The organism is Streptomyces sp. NPDC028910, assembly GCF_055564955.1.
Genome location: NZ_JBVHVF010000025.1, coordinates 72164 through 89791, shown reverse-complemented (window position 1 = coordinate 89791; position 17628 = coordinate 72164). Strand labels below are relative to the sequence as shown.

The window sequence follows — 17628 nt, the reverse complement described above, 5'->3', positions numbered from 1 at the left end:
GCGTATCGGCGGGCATGGCGCTCGGCAGTGCGGCGTTTGACACACCTACTGTGGGTTGCATGACGCCATCAGATGCCTCAGCAGGTGCTTCCGCGGGTCGCTGGTCGAACCTGGACCGGCCGCCCCTCAATGCCGCCGCGCTTCAGCGGGCCCTCGTCACCGGGGACGGGCTGTGGACCTCCCTGGAGGTGGTCGCGACCACCGGGTCCACCAACACCGATCTCGCCGCCCGGGCGGCGCAGCTGCCCGAGGGAGCCGTGCTCGTCGCCGAGGAGCAGAGCGCCGGACGCGGCCGGCTGGACCGGAGCTGGGTCGCGCCGGCCCGGTCCGGGCTGTTCTTCTCCGTCCTGCTCAAGCCGGGCGACGCCGTGCCGCAGGAGCGGTGGGGCTGGCTGACCCTGCTGGCCGGCGTGGCCACCGCGACCGGGCTGTCCCGGGCGGCGGGCGTGGACACCGCCCTCAAGTGGCCCAACGACCTGCTGGTCAGCGTGGAGGGGGAGGAGCGCAAGACCGGCGGGATCCTCTCCGAGCGGGTCGAAGACGGCGTGGTCATCGGGATCGGGCTCAACGTCTCCCTCACCGAGGACGAGCTGCCGGTACCGGGCGCCGGATCGCTGGCGCTGGCCAAGGCCGCCGTGACCGACCGGGACCCGCTGCTGAGGGCCGTACTGCGGTCCCTGGAGGAGTGGTACGGGAACTGGCGCGCCTCGGGCGGCGACCCCGCGGCCAGCGGCCTCCAGGAGACCTACGCGGCGGGCTGCGCGACCCTCGGCCGCCACGTCCGCGCGGAGCTCCCGGGCGGCCGCACCCTCACCGGAACGGCCGAAGCGGTGGACACCGATGGCCGCCTGGTGATCCGTACGGCCGAAGGGCAGCACGAGGCGGTGGGGGCGGGCGACGTCGTCCACCTGCGGTCCGTGCACTGACGCGGCACGGGTCCGGTTCCGGGTCCGGCGGGTCCGGGTCCCGGCCCCGGACCCGCGCCCCGCACCGGGCGGGGGCCGGAAGTGGGCCAGGGGGAGTGAGCTACGGCACACCTGCCGTATGGTTTAGGCGATCCCGGTGCTCGTCGTGATCAACCGGTTCGGCAGGGCAGTGCGCACGGAATGGACAGGAGGCGGCCCTTGACCGTCGACGACTCTACGTCCAGCGCGTCCGCCGGCTCCGGCGGCCCGGGCGGTTCCGGAGGCTCCGGGTCCGGTCCGGTCACTCCGATCGGCCGCGACCAGCACACCCCGCACCACGAGGTCGATCACACGGTCCAGCCGACGGCGGATCCTCTCGCCATCCGGCTGGAGCAGCTGATCCTCGGTGCCGAGCGCCGGTACACGCCCTTCCAGGCCGCCCGGAGCGCCGGCGTGTCGATGGAGCTCGCCTCCCGGTTCTGGCGGGCCATGGGCTTCGCCGACATCGGGCAGGCCAAGGCGCTGACGGAGGCCGACGTACTGGCGCTGCGCCGGCTCGCCGGTCTGGTGGAGGCCGGGCTGCTGTCCGAGCCGATGGCGGTGCAGGTGGCGCGGTCCACCGGGCAGACCACGGCGCGGCTGGCGGAGTGGCAGATCGACTCGTTCCTGGAGGGGCTGACGGAGCCGCCGGAGCCGGGGATGACCCGTACGGAGGTCACGTACCCCCTGGTGGAGCTGCTGCTGCCCGAACTGGAGGAGTTCCTCGTCTACGTGTGGCGGCGCCAGCTGGCGGCCGCCACCGGGCGGGTGGTGCAGGTCGCGGACGACGACGAGATGGTCGACCGGCGGCTCGCGGTGGGCTTCGCCGACCTGGTGGGCTTCACCCGCCTCACGCGGCGGCTGGAGGAGGAGGAGCTCGGAGAGCTGGTCGAGTCCTTCGAGACGACCGCGGCGGACCTGGTGGCCGCGCACGGCGGCCGGCTGATCAAGACGCTGGGCGATGAGGTGCTGTACGCCGCCGACGACGCGGCGACGGCGGCGGAGATCGCGCTGCGGCTGATCGAGACGATGGAGCTCGACGCGCAGATGCCCGAGCTGCGGGTCGGGATCGCCTTCGGCACGGTGACGACCCGGATGGGCGACGTCTTCGGGACCACGGTGAACCTGGCGAGCCGGCTGACGTCGATAGCGCCGAAGGACGCGGTGCTGGTGGACGGGGCGATGGCCGAGGAGCTCGCCCGGACCGGGGCGGCGCCGGTGTCGGAGAAGGAGGCGGAGGCGGCGCCCGACGAAGGTGCGGCCTACCGGTTCGCCCTTCAGCCGATGTGGCAGCGGCCGGTGCGCGGGCTGGGTGTCGTGGAGCCCTGGTCACTGACCCGGCGCAAGCGAGCAGCGGGCGCCGGCTAGGGAGTGTCGTCAAAGTAGCGTCGGCCGCCCGGAGGGCGGGGCTGGCGGGGCCTGGTGCGTGCGATCGCAAGGCGGAGGAGGGAGTCGACGCGGAGCGTCGGCGACCGACGACAACGCGGCGAGCGTGCGTGCCAGGCCCCGCCAGCCAGACGGGACTTTGACGACACGACCTAGGGCGGGCCGGCTCGGGACGCCGCGGGCGGCGGGCGGCGGGCCGGGCTCCGGATGTCGGGCGGTTGGCCGGGCGCTGCGGCCAGGGGCCGTGAGCTCTGGCCCGGTCTGCTCGCCACCCCCTAGGATCCCGGGGTAACGCTCGTTAACCGGGAGGGTCCTGTGTCTGTGGAGTCGGAGTTCGTTTCGGTACGTCGGCATGGTGACGACGGGGTCGTCGAGCTGGTGCTGGACCGCCCGAAGGCGATGAACGCGGTGTCGACGGACATGGCCCGGGCCATCGGGGCGGCCTGTGCCGAGCTGGCCGCGGACCCGTCGGTACGGGTCGTCGTGCTCTCCTCCGCCGCCGAGCGGGCCTTCTGCGTCGGGGCCGACCTCAAGGAGCGGAACTCACTGTCGGACGCCGAGCTGGTGCGGCAGCGGCCGACCACGCGCGGGGCGTACGGGGGCGTGCTGGAGCTGCCGATGCCGACGGTCGCGGCCGTGCATGGTTTCGCGCTGGGCGGCGGTTTCGAGCTGGCCCTGGCCTGCGATGTGATCGTCGCCGACGAGACCGCGGTGGTCGGCCTGCCCGAGGTCTCGGTGGGCGTCATCCCGGGCGGCGGGGGTACGCAGCTGCTGCCGCGCCGGGTGGGTGCGGCGCGGGCGGCCGAGCTGATCTTCACGGCGCGCCGGGTGGAGGCGGCCGAGGCGCTGTCCCTGGGCCTGGTGGACTCGGTGGTCCCGGCGGGGCAGGACACGGCCGAGGCCCTGGCCCTGGCCGGGCGGATGGCGGCGAACTCGCCCGTGGGGCTGCGGGCGGCCAAGCGCGCGCTGCGGCTGGGTCACGGGATGGACCTGGCGGCCGGGCTGGAGATCGAGGACGCGGCCTGGCGGACGGTGGCTTTCTCCGGGGACCGGGCCGAGGGCGTGGCGGCCTTCAACGAGAAGCGCAAGCCGAACTGGCCGGGGGAGTAGTCCCGCTCCGGCCTCGCCGCTCCCGCCGCTGCCCCGCCGCCCCCGCCCCGCCGCCCGACGGCCCTACTAGAGGGTGTCCGGCGGATCATGGCCGGGCCCGGGCCGCCTGGCACCGCGCCTTGCCGCGTTGTCGTCGGTCGTCGATGCTCCGTATGGACTCCCTCCTCCGCCTTGCAATGCACGGCGCCAGACGACCCGGGCTATCCGACCCTGATCCGCCGGACACCCCCTAGCCCCGCCTCCCTCGCCGGCGAGGCCGAGCGCTGCCGCGTCAAGTAGTACTAAATCGGACGAAACTCCCTAACCTGGGGTGATGGGAGTTGACGGGCGGCTACGAGCCGTGGTGGGCCTCGCGCAGGCGATGGCCGCGGCGTGCGCGCCGCGGGACAGTGTGCGGGCGGCCGCGCGGGGGGCGCGCGTGGCGATGGACGGCTCGTTCGCCGCGATCTCCGCGTGGGAGCGCGAGCGGGGGTGCCTGCGGGTGCTCGTGAACGAGGGCGAGCTGCGGGCGGGGGAGGAGGAGTTCCCCGAGGACGAGTCCTACCCCGTACACGACTTCCCCGAGATCACCGAGTTCCTGCACGAGCGCTGGGTGGGCGGCGGCGGCCCGCACGCCTGGGTCGAGAGCGCCGTCGGCGACCGGCCGGGGCGGCGCGGAGCGGCCCTGCGCCGCCGCGGCCGCGGGACCTGCGTGGTCGCGCCCATCGTGCTCAGCGGGCGGGCCTGGGGCGAGCTGTACGTCGCCCGGGACGAGGGGCTGCCCGACTTCGACGAGGAGGACGCCGAGTTCGCCACCGTGCTCGCCGCCGTGGTCGCGGCCGGTCTCGCCCAGAACGAGCGGCTGGAGGAGGCCCGGCGGCTGGCCTTCACGGATCCGCTGACCGGGCTCGCGAACCGGCGGGCGGTCGACATGCGGCTCGACGAGGCGCTGGAGGAGCACCGGCGGACCGGGGCGGTGGTCAGCCTCGTCGTCTGCGACCTGAACGGGTTGAAGAAGGTCAACGACACCCTCGGCCACGCCATGGGCGACCGGCTGCTGGAGCGGTTCGGGTCGGTGCTGAGCCTGTGCGGGGCCATGCTGCCCGGCGCGCTGGTGGCGCGCCTGGGCGGCGACGAGTTCTGCCTGGTCGGGGTCGGCCCGACGGCGGACGAGGTGGTACGGGTCACCGAGGAGCTGTGCGTCCGGGCCGCCGGGCTGGACCTCGGTGAGGGCGTGGCCTGCGGGGTGGCCTCCACCGGCGACCCGATCGGGCCGGTGAAGTCCTCCCGGCGGCTGTTCCGGCTGGCGGACGCCGCCCAGTACAAGGCGAAGGCCGCGCGCTCGGCCGGGCCGGTGGTGGCCGGGCGGGACACCGCGGTGGTCCGGCTCGCGGACGCCGCCGCCGAAGCCGCCTCCGGCGAACGCCGCCGCTTCCGGGGGCGGCCGTGACCCCGCCGCGGCCTCCCGGGGCTCCGCCCCGGGCCCCGCGCCTCACACGCCGACGGGCTGGGGGCTCGTTGGGCCGTACGCCCGCCCGTCAGATCCCGGGGCTCCGCCCCGCACCCCGCGCCTCAATCGCCGGCGGGCTGGCATTGGCTGCCGTCAGCCGCCAGGTGCGGCTGGATTGCCCGCAGGGGGAATTCCAGCCCCGCCAGGGGTTCCCCCGGACGGGGGAGTTTGAGGCGCGGGTGTGGGCAGCGCCCGCGCAGCCCCGCGCAGCCGGGGTCGGTCGGGCGCCCCGCCCCCCTGGCCGGGGCGGCTGCCGCCGTAAGGGGTCCTCGTGCCGCGTGATCGTGACAGGTTCACCTAGTGACATAACGCGATTCAATCCGTAGGGTGCTGAATATGGATATGCACACTGTCGTGGTGGGGACGTCCGGGACCACTGCCGAGGACGTCATCGCCGTCGCCCGCGGCAACGCGCGGGTCGAGCTGTCCGGCGAGGCGCTCGACGCGCTCGCCCGCGCCCGCGAGATCGTCGACGCCCTCGCCGCCAAGCCCGAGCCCGTCTACGGGGTGTCCACCGGGTTCGGCGCCCTCGCCTCCCGGCACATCAGTCCCGAGCTGCGCGCCCAGCTCCAGCGCAACATCGTCCGCTCGCACGCCGCCGGCATGGGCCCGCGCGTCGAGCGGGAGGTGGTCCGCGCGCTGATGTTCCTCCGGCTCAAGACCGTCGCCTCCGGGCACACCGGCGTACGGCCCTCCGTCGCCCAGACCATGGCCGACGTGCTCAACGCCGGAATCACCCCCGTGGTCCACGAGTACGGCTCCCTCGGCTGCTCCGGCGACCTCGCGCCGCTGTCCCACTGCGCGCTCGCGCTCATGGGCGAGGGCGACGCCGAGGGCCCGGACGGGACCGTCCGCCCCGCCGGTGAACTGCTCGCCGAAGCCGGGATCACCCCGGTCGAGCTCCGCGAGAAGGAGGGCCTCGCCCTCCTCAACGGCACCGACGGCATGCTCGGCATGCTGGTCATGGCCCTCGCCGACCTCGGCAGGCTCTACACCTGCGCCGACATCACCGCCGCGCTCACCCTGGAGGCGCTGCTCGGCACGGAGAAGGTCCTCCAGCCCGAGCTGCACGCCATCCGCCCACACCCCGGACAGGGTGCCTCCGCCGCCAACATGGCCGCCGTGCTGAAGGGCTCCGGGCTGACCGGGCACTTCCAGGAGGAGTCCGCCCCGCGCGTGCAGGACGCCTACTCCGTGCGCTGCGCCCCCCAGGTCGCCGGCGCGGGCCGCGACACCATGGCGCACGCCGCCCTCGTGGCCTCCCGCGAGCTGGCCGCCGCCGTCGACAACCCGGTGGTGCTTCCGGACGGGCGCGTGGAGTCCAACGGCAACTTCCACGGGGCCCCGGTCGCCTACGTGCTGGACTTCCTCGCCATCGCCGCCGCCGACCTCGGTTCCATCACCGAGCGGCGCACCGACCGGCTGCTCGACAAGAACCGCTCGCACGGCCTGCCCCCGTTCCTCGCGGAGGACGCCGGCGTGGACTCCGGGCTGATGATCGCCCAGTACACGCAGGCCGCCCTGGTCAGTGAGATGAAGCGGCTCGCGGTGCCGGCCTCGGCCGACTCGATCCCCTCCTCCGCCATGCAGGAGGACCACGTCTCGATGGGCTGGTCGGCCGCGCGCAAGCTGCGTACCGCCGTGGACAACCTGACCAAGATCATCGCGATCGAGCTGTACGCGGCCACCCGGGCCATAGAGCTGCGCCACGGGCTCACCCCGGCCCCGGCCAGCCGGGCCGCGATCGCGGCCGCCCGCGCGGCGGGCGTGCAGGGGCCCGGGCCGGATCGTTTCCTCGCCCCCGACCTGGCCGCCGCCGAGGAGTTCATCCGTACGGGTGCCCTGCTCGCCGCGGTGGAGCCGGTGACGGGCCCGCTGGCCTGACGGCAGGCGCGTCAGGCGGTGGTGTCGCGGCGAAGGGCCGCCCCGGGATCTCTCCCCGGGGCGGCCCTTCCCGCTTCACAGGGAGTGCGAGCGGCGGACCGAGAAGGCCACGAAACCGGCCCCGAGGCCGAGGCAGAGCGTGCCGCCCAGGAGGTAGGGGGTGGTGTCGACGGAGCCGGTGTCGGCGAGCGCGAGGGGCTGCCCCTGCCCGGCCTTGGCGGAGGCCGTCCCCGTGACCGTCCCGGCGGCGCCGTCGGTATCGGTGGCGCCGTCGGTAGCGGTGGCACCGGTGGCCGTCTCCGCGGTGTTCGCGCCCGCGGGCACACCGGAACGGCTCTCCGCGGCCCCTGGTGAGGTGGCGCCCGCCGAGGGCACGAACCACAGGGCGGCGAGGAGGGTGGTCGCTCCGAGAGCGGTGAGCAGCGGTCGGCGTGCGGACACGGTGCGATCCCCCTTGTGGCAGCAGTGAATTGGCCGTGTGCGGTGATGCTACGGAAAGGGGCGGGTCGTGGGAAAGTCAGGGGTTCTGCGGGCTTACGCTCCGTCGTATGAACCCTTCTGAGACATCACGATACGTACGACTTCGGGTGGATTTGGTGCTGGAGGTGCCGGACGCCCAGGCACTCACCGGAGCCGCACTCGCGCACATCAAGGCCGACGAGTTCATGCCGGACGAGGAACGCGGCCACGCCGAGTCCGCCGTCCGGGAGGACGAGTCGGAGGCCCTCGCCTACCTCGTCGACCCCACTGACCTGGTCGCGGAGATCCCCGGCGTGGAGCTGGCCCAGGCCTCCTGGAGCAGCGAGCCGGTCGAATACGACCCCGAGTCGATGGAGTGGGACCTCGACGAGGAAGATGGGGACTTCGACGAAGAACCCGACAACGCCTGACCGTGTGGTGGCCCACATCCGAACGGAATGTGGAACCGGCCAGCGACGTTAACGCGTTGTCAAGGCGAGGCAGGGGGCGCGTCCCCCTGCCCGGCCCGACCCCGGGACGGCAGCCCCGGGGTTTCCGGCAACGATGGAGTGGCGTGTGAGGACGGACAGCAAGCGGCGGAGAAGGTCCATGGTGGCCATATCCGCCGTGCTCGGCGGTGTACTGATGCTCTCGGCGTGCAACGACGGGGGCGGCGGCAAGCCGAAGGGCAACGGCGAGGCCAGCAAGTCCCAGGCGGAGGTCGACGCGGCGGCGGCCAAGGACACCTCGAAGGCCCGAATAACCATCACACCCAAGGACGGCGCCACCAACGTCGGCCTCAACGACGCGGCCAACGTCGCCGTCAGCGACGGCACGCTCACGCAGGTCGAGCTGAAGACCAGCGAGGGCACGGCCGTGGCCGGCAAGATCGCCGCCGACGGCAAGAGCTGGAAGCCCGACGCCGCGCTGAAGCGCTCCACGAAGTACGCCCTGTCGGCGACGGCGAAGGACGCCGACGGCCGCGAGGCGCACGAGAACGTCTCCTTCACCACCGTCTCCCCGGAGAACAGCTTCGTCGGCTCGTTCATCCCGGACGAGGGCCAGACGGTCGGCGTGGGCATGCCCGTCTCGATCACCTTCAACAAGCCGATCAAGGACAAGAAGGCCGTCCAGGCGGCCATCTCGGTCTCCTCCAGCAGTGGCCAGGAAGTCGTCGGCCACTGGTTCAGCGCCCAGCGGCTGGACTTCCGCCCGGAGCAGTACTGGCAGGCGAACTCCACCGTCACGCTGAAGCTGGCGCTGGAGGGCGTCCAGGGCGCTCCCGGCGTCCAGGGCGTCCAGAGCAAGACGGTCACCTTCAAGGTCGGCCGCAGCCAGGTCTCCACGGTCGACGCGAAGTCGAAGAAGATGACGGTCACCCGGGACGGCGCGGTCATCAAGACCATCCCGATCTCGGCGGGCTCCCCGGCGACCCCGACGTACAACGGCCAGATGGTGATCTCCGAGAAGTTCAAGGAGACGCGGATGGACGGCTCCACCGTCGGCTTCAAGAACGAAGAGGGCAAGGGCGAGTACGACATCAAGGACGTCCCGCACGCCATGCGGCTGTCCACCTCCGGCACCTTCATCCACGGCAACTACTGGGGAGCGGACTCGATCTTCGGCAGTGTGAACACCAGCCACGGCTGTGTCGGCCTGAACGACGCCAAGGGCGCGAACGACCCGAGCCAGCCCGGCGCGTGGTTCTTCGACAACTCGCTCATCGGCGACGTGGTCACCGTGGTCAACTCCCCGGACAAGACCATCAAGCCGGACAACGGCCTCAACGGCTGGAACATGAGCTGGGCCGAGTGGAAGGCCGGCGCGGCCGCCTGACACGACGCGTGAACCGAACGGCGGGGAACCCTTACGGGCTCCCCGCCGTTCGTCTGCCGGCCGACGGTGACCGAAAACCGCTCAACGGCGGCCGGGGGCCCGTCTAGGGTCGAGAGCATGAAGATCAACACCCTCACTCCGCCCCCGTCCGACACCGAGGTGGACGCCTGGCTGGCCGTCCTGACCGCCGCCGGGGCCACCGATCTGCCGCGGCTGCCCGCGCCCGCCCGGGTGGAGGTCGCCGGACGGCTGCGCGTACCGTCCGCGCGCGGCCGGGCCGTGCTCTGGACGGCGGACGAGGGCACGGACGAGGGCACGGACGAGGGCATGGGTGAGGGCGCGGACGCGGGCACGGGCGCCGGCGAATGCGCGGGCGTAGCGGGTCTGATCCTCTTCACGGAGGAGGGCAACACGCACACCGCGTTCCTGGACGTGCTGACCGTACGTCCGCGGGCGCGGCGGCGGGGCGTAGGCACCGCCCTGTGGGAGCGGGTCCGCGAGGAACTGCTCGCGCAGGGCCGGACCTCGGTCGAGACCCTGGTGGACCTGGGCGGTCCGGGCCAGGCGTTCGCGGAGTCCCTCGGCTTCGAGAACGTCCTGCCGATGGCCTGGTACGAACAGGAACTCCCCGCCGACGGGCCCGCGCCGGTCCCGGCCACCCCCGGGTACGAGCTCGTGACCTGGCACGGCCTGGTACCCGACGCCTGGGCGCCGGCCGCCGCCGTGGCGCACGGGGCGATGGAGGACGCGCCGAGCGGGGACATGGAGGCGCAGCTCCCGGCCTGGACGGCGCAGCGGCTGCACGCCGTGGAGCAGCTGATCCTCGACCGGGGCGGGGAGCTGACCACGGTCGCGGCGGTGACCGCGACGGGCGAGGTGGCGGCGTACACCGAGCTCGTCCTCCCGGACCCCACCGGTCCGCGGGCCCTCCAGTACGACACGGCGGTCGTCCCCGCCCACCGCGGCCGGGGCCTGGGCCGCGCCGTGAAACTGCGCATGGCGGCGGAGGCCGCCGAGCGGTATCCGGCGCTGCGGCACATCGCCACGACGGTGGCGGACGGGAACATCCCGATGCGCGCGGTGAACGAGTCCCTGGGTTACCGCCGCGCGCGCGACGCGGCGTACTTCCAGCTCAAGCTGTAGCGGGGTCCGGGACGTCGGCCGCCGACCGCGCGGTTGGCTGCGCTTGCGGCTGCACTCGCTGCTGCACTCGCTGCTGCGCGGTCGGCTGCGCGGTCGGCTGCGCCGGCGGCTGCGCGTCCCAGGAGGCCAGCAGGCGCAGGGCGTCCGCGGACGGGGACCCCGGCGCCGCGTGGAAGGTGACCAGCGACTGCTCCGGGTCGTCCGGCAGGGTCAGCGTCTCGAACGAGAGCGTCAGGTCGCCCACCAGCGGATGGTGCAGCAGCTTCACCCCGTGCGCCTTGTCCGCCACCGTGTGCGCCGCCCACAGCCGCCGGAACTCCTCGTTCTTCACCGACAGCTCCCCGACCAGCGCCACCAGCTGCTCGTCGTCCGGGTGGCGCCCCGCGTACAGCCGAAGGTTGCTCACCACCTCGCAGCCCCGGCACTCCCAGTCGGCGTAGAGCTCCGCCGTCGCCGGTTCGAGGAACACCAGTCGCGCCAGGTTCCGCTCCTGCGCCGGCAGCGCCCCGAAGTCCCCGAACACGGCGGCCGCCAGCCGGTTCCAGCCGATGATGTCCAGCCGACGCCCCACCAGGTACGCCGGTACGCCGTCCATCGCGTCCAGCAGCGTCCGCAGCTCCGGCCGGACCTGCTGGGGGCGGTGGCTCTGGCGGCGCCTGCGCGGAGTCGGCCGCGCCAGGTGCATCAGGTGCGCCTGCTCCGTCCCGTCCAGCCGCAGCGCCCGGGCGATCGCGTCCAGCACCTCCACGGACACGTTGTGCCCGCCGCCCTGCTCCAGCCGGGTGTAGTACGCGGCCGACACCCCGGCCAGCTGCGCCAGTTCCTCGCGGCGCAGCCCGGGCACGCGCCGACGGCGCCCGTAGTCGCGCAGGCCCACGTCCTCGGGGCGCAGGCGTGCGCGGCGGGAGCGGAGGAACTCGCCGAGCTCGGCACGCTGATCAAGCTGGTCCATGGCGTCAGTATTCCTCGGCGGCCCGCCGCGACGCGGGCGGAAGCCTGACCCCGCCAGGGGTAGGTTGGCCAGTCCTAGGCAGGACAGGTGGCTGGGTGGACGCCCGACGGACGGGCACCGTGGTTCCCACCGCAGACCGATGTCACCGCTTGAGGAGCCCCCCCCATGTCCGCCACCTCCGCCACCTCCGCCACCCCCGGCACCTCCCTGACCTCCCTCACCTCCGTGACCCAGGTCGCCGCCTACGCCGCCCCCGCCCCCAGGGCCCCGCTGGAGCGCACCACCGTCCCGCGGCGCCCGGTCGGCGAGCACGACGTCCTCATCGACATCAAGTACGCGGGCATCTGCCACTCCGACATCCACCAGGTGCGCGACGGCTGGCGCGAGGGCATCTACCCCATGGTCCCCGGCCACGAGATCGCCGGTGTGGTCACCGAAGTGGGGCCGGGCGTCACCAAGTTCGCCGTGGGGGACCGGGTGGGCGTCGGCTGCTTCGTCGACTCCTGCCGCGCGTGCGAGTACTGCCTGCGCGGACAGGAGCAGTTCTGCGTCAAGGGCGCGACCGGCACCTACAACGCCCTCGACAGGAACGGCGATCCCACGTACGGGGGTTACTCCACCCACCTCGTCGTCGACGAGAACTACACCGTCCGCATCCCCGACGGCCTCGCCCTGGACGTCGCCGCCCCGCTGCTGTGCGCGGGCATCACCCTCTACTCCCCGCTGAAGCACTGGCAGGCGGGCCCCGGCAAGAAGGTCGCCGTCGTCGGCCTCGGCGGCCTCGGCCACATGGGCGTGAAGATCGCGGCGGCCCTGGGCGCGGAGGTCACCGTCCTGTCCCAGTCCCTGCGCAAGAAGGAGCACGGCCTGAAGCTGGGCGCCTCCCACTTCCACGCCACCAGCGACGAGGCCACCTTCGAGGAGCTGGCCGGCAGCTTCGACCTGATCCTGTCCACCGTCTCCGCGCCGCTCGGCCTGGACGCGTACCTGGGCCTGCTGAAGGTCGACGGCGCACTGGTGAACGTCGGCGCCCCGGAGGAACCGGTCTCCCTCAACCTCTTCTCCGTCATCGACGGCCGCAAGACCCTCGCCGGCTCGATGATCGGCGGGATCGCCGAAACCCAGGAGATGCTGGACTTCTGCGCCGAGCGCGGCCTCGGCTCGGAGATCGAGCTGATCAGCGCCGACCAGATCAACGAGGCGTACGAGCGGGTCCTGACGAGCGACGTCCGCTACCGCTTCGTGATCGACACCTCGACGATCTGACCCAGCGCCGCACACCTCCTGGGTCGCGGCCACGCGTCGGTCGCCTGACCCGCCGCCGCGGCCCTTCCGCTACAGCGCGTCGAACGGCGGAACGATCGCCGAGGTCAATCTCCATGCCGGCCAGGTCGTACTCCCAGTGCCAGCCGGTGCTCACTGCTGGGGCTTTGCGAGGGCCGCGTGGGCGGCGTCGAGGAGTCGGCCGATCTCGGAAGCAGCCGCCGCAGCTCCGATGCGAGATGCGGCTGGCGCTGGATGTGCACGTACGCCGCCCATTGCGCGATGAACCGGCGCAAGGGAGCCAGGTCGGAGCCCTGTCGGGACTGGTCCGCAGCCTGGTCCAGCTCGCGGGTGAAAGCGGGCAGGGCCGCCGGGGAGATCTGCGCGACGGCCTGCCGCAGCGCGGTCACGGTGGCGGGCGGCTGCGGGATGAGCGGCTGCCCCGCTGCGGACGTGGTCACGGTTGCTCCCATGGGCGAGATGCTGGGCACCGGCGCCAGCGTACCCAGCGGAACGGCCGAGCCCCCATCCGAAAGGGTGGTCCGCGCCGCGCCGCCGGGCTCCGCCGCTGGTGCGCTCACTCCGCCGCGGCCACGCCGATCGGGCAGGAGACGCCCGTGCCGCCGATGCCGCAGTAGCCGCCCGGGTTCTTGTCCAGGTACTGCTGGTGGTGGGCTTCCGCGGGCCAGAAGGGGCGGTCCGCCGCCGGGAGGACGGCCGTGGTGATCTCGCCGTAGCCCGAGGAGGTCAGGACCTGCTGGTAGGCCGTGCGGGAGGCCTCCGCCGTCGCCTGCTGGGCGGGGGAGTGGGTGTAGAGCGCCGAGCGGTACTGGGTGCCGACGTCATTGCCCTGGCGGAAGCCCTGGGTGGGGTCGTGGGACTCCCAGAACAGCTTGAGCAGGGTCGCGTAGGAGACCTGCGACGGATCGAAGACCACACGGACGACCTCGGTGTGGCCGGTCAGACCCGAGCAGACCTCCTCGTAGGTCGGATTCTCGGTGAAGCCGCCCTGGTACCCGGCCAGCGTGGTCCACACCCCGGGGGTCTGCCAGAACTTCCGCTCCGCGCCCCAGAAACAGCCCAGCCCGAAGTCGGCCACTTCGAGGTACGCGGGATACGGGCCGGACAGCGGGTTGCCCAGCACGGTGTGCTTCTCGGGAAGGGTGAAGAGCGCCTCCGCGCGGCCCGTCAGGGCCTCCTCGCGGGTCGGCAGCTCGGGCGTACGGCGGTACGAGAACATGGTTCGCCTCCTTCGGTACCCCCTCAACGGCCGGAGCCGGGCCGGGATTCCCGGCCGGGCCCGTCCGAAGCCCGGGCCGGGCCGCCGAACCGCACCAGCCGACCCGCCCAGAGGGCTACCGCGGCAGTGTCGCCGGAGAGCCGCCGTTCGCCTCGTAGCCCGCCACCGCCAGGGCCCGGTACACCGCGTACTGCTCCGCCGGGTCCGCCGAGGCCGACCACGGCAGCGCGCCCACGTACCCGTCCACGTGCCGCACCTGCTCCATAGCCTCCGCCCAGCGCTCCATGTTGACCAGGAACAGCAGCAGCAGGTGCCGTACGTGCGCCAGCATCGGGTCGTCCTGCCGCGCCGTGTGCACCGCGTAGAGCGCGCCCTCCACCGCCCGCGTCACCGCCGCGCTCTGGTAGAAGCCGCCGCTCAGGATGACGTCCGGCAGGTTCTCGTACAGGGCGAACAACGGCAGCGCCGCCAGCAGCGAGCCCTGCGGGGCGCGGGCCGCCGCCGCGTGCGAGAAGGCGTCGGCCTTCTCCCGCGAGCCGTGCCACTTCGCGCACCAGTAGTGCAGCGCCGCGATGTGCGCGCCCATGTGCTCGGGCGCCCGGTCGATGACCTTCGCCCACAGCTCGTCGAACTCCGCCTCCGAGTAGGCCAGACCGCGGGCGACCGCCAGTTCCGTGATGTACGGGACCGGATCCCCCGGCGCCAGCAGCGCGGCCTTGCGGCACGCCTCCCGGGCCTCCTCCAGGATGATCCGGTGATCGGTGGACCCGACCCCGCCCGAGTGCCGCCACGCCTGCTGCACCAGCAGCTCCGCGTGCACCTGCGCGCCGCCGGCGTCCTTCTCCGCCTCCAGCCGCCACGCCTTCAGCCACTGCGCGCCCACTCCCGGCTGCGCCACGAGCTCCAGCGCCGCCGCCCCGCCGAAGGCCTGTACCCGCTGCCAGCGCCGCTCGCCCTCCCGCGGGGTTCCGGCGAGCAGCTGCGAGGCCGCCTGCCACTGGCCGGTGCGCTGCACGTTGTCGAGGGCGTCCATCAGGTCCGGGTCGGGCCCGGGGATCCGGATGTCGAGATCCTCCTGCCGGTCGAATCCGTAGGTCGCCGGGTCGGCGGCGTCAGGGCTGCCCGGCGCGACCAGGCGGATGCCGCCGCGCCTGCGCCGGATGTACGGACCGACGATGAACACGATCATGAGCATCGCGAACACGAACCACAGAATCTCCATGCCTCCAGCGAACCAGACCGAGGGGGCAGCAGGCCAATAGGGGAGCGGATAGGGGAGCGGATAGGGGAGCGGACCCGGGGCTGGGCATAGCATCTGCCCATGAGCGACGACAGCCACGAGCACCAGAGCTTCGAGACCCGCGCGATCCACGCGGGCAACACGGCGGACCCGCTGACCGGCGCGGTCGTACCGCCGATCTACCAGGTTTCCACGTACAAGCAGGACGGGGTCGGAGGACTCCGCGGCGGTTACGAGTACAGCCGCAGCGCCAACCCGACCCGTACCGCGCTGGAGGAGAACCTCGCGGCGCTGGAGGGCGGCCGACGCGGGCTCGCCTTCGCGTCCGGCCTCGCCGCCGAGGACTGCCTGCTGCGCACCCTGCTCTCTCCGGGCGACCACGTGGTCATCCCGAACGACGCGTACGGCGGCACCTTCCGCCTCTTCGCGAAGGTCGTCTCCCGCTGGGGCGTGGAGTGGTCGGTGGCCGACACCTCGAACGCGGAGTCCGTACGGGCCGCCCTCACCCCGAAGACGAAGGTCATCTGGGTCGAGACCCCCTCCAACCCGCTGCTCGGCATCACCGACATCGCCGTCGTCGCCGACATCGCGCGGACGGCCGGCGCCAAGCTGGTCGTGGACAACACCTTCGCCTCGCCGTACCTCCAGCAGCCCCTGGCGCTGGGCGCGGACGTGGTCGTGCACTCGCTGACCAAGTACATGGGCGGGCACTCCGACGTGGTCGGCGGCGCGCTGGTGACGGCGGACGCGGCGCTGGGCGAAGAACTGGCCTACCACCAGAACGCGATGGGCGCGGTGGCCGGGCCCTTCGACTCCTGGATCGTGCTGCGGGGCATCAAGACCCTGGCCGTACGCATGGACCGGCACGCGGAGAACGCGGGCAAGGTCGTCGACCTGCTGACCCGCCACCCCAAGGTGACGCGCGTCCTGTACCCGGGGCTGCCGGAGCACCCGGGGCACGAGGTGGCCGCCAAGCAGATGCGGAACTTCGGCGGCATGGTCTCCTTCCAGGTCGCCGGTGGGGAGGAGGCGGCGGTGGAGGTCTGCAACCGCGCGAAGCTGTTCACCCTCGGGGAGTCGCTGGGCGGCGTCGAGTCCCTGATCGAGCACCCGGGCCGGATGACGCACGCGTCGGTGGCCGGCTCGGCCCTTGAGGTCCCGGCTGACCTGGTCCGCCTGTCGGTCGGCATCGAAAACGCCGACGACCTCCTGGCCGACCTGACCCAGGCCCTGGGCTGAAGCCATGCGGCCGGCTGGGTGAGGCGCCGGCTCGGTGCCCCACCCACCCGGTCCGCACGCTATGTGAGACCCATGCCCAAGTGCATGCATCCGCCGCTAGGCTGACTGTATGTCACTTAAGCGGATGGCTCTCACTAACTATCGGTGCTTCGCTCATCGCGAGGATATCGAGCTGGGGCCGCTCACCGTCATCCTAGGTCGGAACAACTCGGGTAAGAGTGCCCTTTCGCGGGCTCCCCTGGTCCTCGGGACGGGAGTTCACACGGACTCTCCGACACCGCTGGACCTGGATGTCCTGAGTGAGGACATCCTTGAATCGTTCACCGATCTCGTCTACGGGAACCGTCCGCATGGAAGTATTTCCATCGAATTGGAGATCGAGTCGGTCTCGGGTTCGGTGATCGGACTGGAAGCCACCGTTCAAAACATCGATGAGTTCCGGATGCAGGTTGTCAGCGACCTGAAGATCGAAGTGGACGGCATCCGGACGCACCTGACGTGGGTGCCCGAGGAGCCGCTCCGTGCGCTACGGTACGACATCGTTCATGAAGGTGAGCGGTTCGAATCGGTTGAGGTTAGTTTTCACGGGATCCTGCCACGAGGTTTTCCTGAACCGTCTGCAAAATCAGCTGCACTGGAATCCCACGTGGCGCGGATGTACGACGCAGTGCGCGAGAGCTATCCCGTCGTCAGGTATGTCGGGCCTTTTCGTGAACGCCCGCACCGCAGATACCGCCTTCCGGCGAGGATGCCGGAAAATGTGGGTATCACGGGGGAGAACGCCGCTGGAATCCTTTCGAGCGATATCGCACGCAACCATGGCGAACTGGTGCGACAGGTAAATGAGGACCTGGCGCGGAACCTTCCCGGATGGAAGCTCGATGTCGTGGAGAAGGGCGGAATGTATTCCCTCGTCCTGACATCGGAGGCGGATGACGGGCTGGCAGTCAACCTTGCGGATGCCGGCACGGGCGTCGCCCAAGTCCTCCCCATTTTCGTCCAACGCGCCATCGATGCCCTGACCCTGCCGGAACGGCCGGTGCTGGAAATCGTCGAGCAGCCTGAACTACATCTGCATCCGGCCGCACACGGGGCCCTGGCCGATCTGTATCTGACGGCAGCGCAGCGCTCCGGGGTGCGTTTCATCATCGAGACGCACAGCGAGACCTTCCTTCTGAGGCTTCGGCGGCGGATCGCCGAAGGCGCCTCCCCTGCGGAGAGCGTGGCGATTTACTTCGTTGACCATGACGGCGGTCATTCCAGAGCCCGGCGTATCAACGTCGCCCAGGACGGAAGTCTGGACTTTTGGCCGCTGGGTGTTTTCTCCGAGGACTACGAAGAGACTCGCGCATTGGCCTCGGCCCAGTTGGAGAGGCGCGGTACTCGGTGAGGCTAAGTCTTCCGGTAGAGGTGTTCGTTTCCGCGGAGTCCCTAACGGACATC

Annotated in this window: 15 protein-coding genes and 1 pseudogene; 11 read left to right on the top strand and 5 right to left on the bottom strand. The window is 72.1% G+C overall.

Going from position 1 to position 17628, the window contains the following annotated elements:
* Positions 1–59: 59 nt before the first annotated feature.
* The 5 genes from ACZ4TV_RS26585 to hutH all read left to right on the top strand — a co-directional run bounded on the left by ACZ4TV_RS26585 (position 60) and on the right by hutH (position 6813).
* Positions 60–926, top strand: coding sequence for a biotin--[acetyl-CoA-carboxylase] ligase (locus tag ACZ4TV_RS26585; RefSeq protein WP_468137455.1), 867 nt, complete (start codon positions 60–62; stop codon positions 924–926).
* Between the two features lie 198 nt (positions 927–1124).
* Positions 1125–2312 carry an adenylate/guanylate cyclase domain-containing protein gene (locus ACZ4TV_RS26580; RefSeq protein WP_468137454.1) on the top strand — a complete coding sequence of 396 codons (1188 nt, stop codon included), beginning with the start codon at positions 1125–1127 and terminating at the stop codon, positions 2310–2312.
* 333 nt (positions 2313–2645) lie between these two features.
* On the top strand, positions 2646–3440 hold the full coding sequence (locus ACZ4TV_RS26575; protein ID WP_468137453.1) for an enoyl-CoA hydratase/isomerase family protein: 795 nt from the start codon (positions 2646–2648) through the stop codon (positions 3438–3440).
* 313 nt (positions 3441–3753) lie between these two features.
* Positions 3754–4869 (top strand): GGDEF domain-containing protein, encoded by a 1116-nt coding sequence (locus ACZ4TV_RS26570; protein WP_468137452.1) that lies wholly within the window; start codon positions 3754–3756, stop codon positions 4867–4869.
* 402 nt (positions 4870–5271) lie between these two features.
* Positions 5272–6813: a histidine ammonia-lyase gene (gene hutH / locus ACZ4TV_RS26565; RefSeq protein ID WP_468137471.1), complete on the top strand. Its 1542-nt coding sequence runs from the start codon at positions 5272–5274 to the stop codon at positions 6811–6813.
* Positions 6814–6888: 75 nt separating this feature from the next.
* Here hutH and ACZ4TV_RS26560 read toward each other — a convergent pair whose 3' ends face one another.
* A complete protein-coding gene (locus ACZ4TV_RS26560) occupies positions 6889–7254 on the bottom strand; it encodes a hypothetical protein (protein ID WP_468137451.1) in 366 nt (121 codons plus the stop codon).
* Between the two features lie 146 nt (positions 7255–7400).
* On the opposite strand from ACZ4TV_RS26560, the gene ACZ4TV_RS26555 reads away from it, so the two are divergent.
* The 3 genes from ACZ4TV_RS26555 to ACZ4TV_RS26545 all read left to right on the top strand — a co-directional run bounded on the left by ACZ4TV_RS26555 (position 7401) and on the right by ACZ4TV_RS26545 (position 10251).
* Positions 7401–7703 carry a hypothetical protein gene (locus ACZ4TV_RS26555; RefSeq protein WP_327415975.1) on the top strand — a complete coding sequence of 101 codons (303 nt, stop codon included), beginning with the start codon at positions 7401–7403 and terminating at the stop codon, positions 7701–7703.
* A gap of 133 nt (positions 7704–7836) precedes the next feature.
* Positions 7837–9108, top strand: a complete 1272-nt coding sequence (locus tag ACZ4TV_RS26550) for a L,D-transpeptidase (protein WP_468137449.1) — start codon at positions 7837–7839, stop codon at positions 9106–9108.
* 117 nt (positions 9109–9225) lie between these two features.
* Positions 9226–10251, top strand: a complete 1026-nt coding sequence (locus ACZ4TV_RS26545; protein WP_468137448.1) for a GNAT family N-acetyltransferase — start codon at positions 9226–9228, stop codon at positions 10249–10251.
* On the opposite strand, the gene ACZ4TV_RS26540 is transcribed toward ACZ4TV_RS26545, so the two are convergent.
* Positions 10241–11203, bottom strand: a complete 963-nt coding sequence (locus tag ACZ4TV_RS26540; protein ID WP_468137446.1) for a helix-turn-helix transcriptional regulator — start codon at positions 11201–11203, stop codon at positions 10241–10243. The genes ACZ4TV_RS26545 and ACZ4TV_RS26540 overlap by 11 nt on opposite strands.
* 225 nt (positions 11204–11428) lie before the next feature.
* On the opposite strand from ACZ4TV_RS26540, the gene ACZ4TV_RS26535 reads away from it, so the two are divergent.
* On the top strand, positions 11429–12469 hold the full coding sequence (locus ACZ4TV_RS26535; protein ID WP_468137470.1) for an NAD(P)-dependent alcohol dehydrogenase: 1041 nt from the start codon (positions 11429–11431) through the stop codon (positions 12467–12469).
* A gap of 150 nt (positions 12470–12619) precedes the next feature.
* Here ACZ4TV_RS26535 and ACZ4TV_RS26530 read toward each other — a convergent pair.
* The 3 genes and pseudogenes from ACZ4TV_RS26530 to ACZ4TV_RS26520 form a co-directional block, all read right to left on the bottom strand.
* Positions 12620–12927 (bottom strand): annotated as a pseudogene (locus tag ACZ4TV_RS26530) (DUF6247 family protein).
* Positions 12928–13043: 116 nt separating this feature from the next.
* Positions 13044–13706, bottom strand: coding sequence for a peptide-methionine (S)-S-oxide reductase MsrA (gene msrA / locus ACZ4TV_RS26525; RefSeq protein ID WP_468137445.1), 663 nt, complete (start codon positions 13704–13706; stop codon positions 13044–13046).
* A 115-nt stretch (positions 13707–13821) separates the two neighbouring features.
* On the bottom strand, positions 13822–14928 hold the full coding sequence (locus tag ACZ4TV_RS26520; RefSeq protein ID WP_468137444.1) for a hypothetical protein: 1107 nt from the start codon (positions 14926–14928) through the stop codon (positions 13822–13824).
* A gap of 99 nt (positions 14929–15027) precedes the next feature.
* Between ACZ4TV_RS26520 and ACZ4TV_RS26515 the strand changes: the two genes are divergently transcribed.
* Both ACZ4TV_RS26515 and ACZ4TV_RS26510 read left to right on the top strand, forming a co-directional pair.
* Entirely contained in the window at positions 15028–16185 is a 1158-nt protein-coding gene (locus tag ACZ4TV_RS26515) for a cystathionine gamma-synthase (protein ID WP_468137442.1), read from the top strand.
* 124 nt (positions 16186–16309) lie between these two features.
* Positions 16310–17575: an AAA family ATPase gene (locus ACZ4TV_RS26510; RefSeq protein ID WP_468137440.1), complete on the top strand. Its 1266-nt coding sequence runs from the start codon at positions 16310–16312 to the stop codon at positions 17573–17575.
* Positions 17576–17628: the final 53 nt, after the last annotated feature.

Bases quoted from the DNA above. Each gene is read 5' to 3' on its own strand.
- ACZ4TV_RS26510 (WP_468137440.1), top strand. From the start codon at position 16,310: ATGGCTCTCACTAACTATCGGTGCTTCGCTCATCGCGAGGATATCGAG.
- ACZ4TV_RS26585 (WP_468137455.1), top strand. From the start codon at position 60: ATGACGCCATCAGATGCCTCAGCAGGTGCTTCCGCGGGTCGCTGGTCG.
- msrA (WP_468137445.1), bottom strand. From the start codon at position 13,706: ATGTTCTCGTACCGCCGTACGCCCGAGCTGCCGACCCGCGAGGAGGCC.
- ACZ4TV_RS26545 (WP_468137448.1), top strand. From the start codon at position 9,226: ATGAAGATCAACACCCTCACTCCGCCCCCGTCCGACACCGAGGTGGAC.
- ACZ4TV_RS26520 (WP_468137444.1), bottom strand. From the start codon at position 14,928: ATGGAGATTCTGTGGTTCGTGTTCGCGATGCTCATGATCGTGTTCATC.
- ACZ4TV_RS26570 (WP_468137452.1), top strand. From the start codon at position 3,754: ATGGGAGTTGACGGGCGGCTACGAGCCGTGGTGGGCCTCGCGCAGGCG.
- ACZ4TV_RS26515 (WP_468137442.1), top strand. From the start codon at position 15,028: ATGAGCGACGACAGCCACGAGCACCAGAGCTTCGAGACCCGCGCGATC.
- ACZ4TV_RS26540 (WP_468137446.1), bottom strand. From the start codon at position 11,203: ATGGACCAGCTTGATCAGCGTGCCGAGCTCGGCGAGTTCCTCCGCTCC.
- ACZ4TV_RS26550 (WP_468137449.1), top strand. From the start codon at position 7,837: ATGGAGTGGCGTGTGAGGACGGACAGCAAGCGGCGGAGAAGGTCCATG.
- hutH (WP_468137471.1), top strand. From the start codon at position 5,272: ATGCACACTGTCGTGGTGGGGACGTCCGGGACCACTGCCGAGGACGTC.